This is a genomic window from Mammaliicoccus stepanovicii (assembly GCF_002902525.1).
GTDB lineage: Bacteria > Bacillota > Bacilli > Staphylococcales > Staphylococcaceae > Mammaliicoccus > Mammaliicoccus stepanovicii.
In genome coordinates, this window is record NZ_PPQZ01000132.1 from 1 (window position 1) to 821 (window position 821).

The 821-nt window shown below is 25.5% G+C and carries 1 protein-coding gene; it reads left to right on the forward strand.

Going from position 1 to position 821, the window contains the following annotated elements; all coding sequences use genetic code 11:
• The first annotated feature begins 122 nt into the window (after positions 1-122).
• The gene (locus tag CD111_RS12260) at positions 123-620 is read left to right on the forward strand and encodes an isoprenylcysteine carboxylmethyltransferase family protein (protein ID WP_095085242.1); all 498 of its coding nucleotides are present in this window, start codon (positions 123-125) and stop codon (positions 618-620) included.
• The last annotated feature ends 201 nt before the right edge of the window (positions 621-821 follow it).

The window sequence follows — 821 nt, forward strand, 5'->3', positions numbered from 1 at the left end:
ATATTTTACAAAAATAGCCAATTTATATATAATTTATTTGTTATTAATAATTGTATCGACAATTGTTAAAGCACTAAGCTATCTGAATATATTAGAAATTAAATTAATTTTTGGAGGGTGTCATGGCGTTTTATTTATTATTAGCATTTTTTATAGTAAGGTTATTGAGTTTAAAGATTTCAATTAGAAATTCTAAGTTATTGAAACAGAAAGGTGCCAAAGAATATGGTGTTGTAAATTCTAAATGGTTGGCAATCACACATATACTGATATATTTGGTAGCTGCGGTAGAAGTATTTATAAACAAATCATCATTTGGGATTATAAATTTAATCGGGTTATTAATATTAATCGGGTCATATCTTGTATTATTTCATGTAATTAAAGTGCTTGGATCAATTTGGACGCTGAAATTATTTATATTACCAGATCACCCAATTATTAAATCAGGGTTATATAAAATTACAAAACATCCGAATTATTTCTTGAATATTCTACCTGAAATATTAGGTGTGATACTGTTAACAAAGTCCATTTATGCAATCTTTTTAATCATACCGTATGCATATTTTCTTTATACTAGAATTAAGCAAGAAGAATCATTGATGGATTTGAAATGAGCGAGCAAATAAGTTGAGAAAATGGAACTGAATTCCTAATTCTGACTACTTATTAAAAGTAACGTTTGATGGGAAATAAAATTAATTTAAATATCTAAGGCAAGATTTCTGTATCTTACAGGAGTCTTGCCTTTTAATTTTTATGATATATAGATATATGTTTCAAATATAATTTGTAAATTTTTAGGTAATGAATTTAAT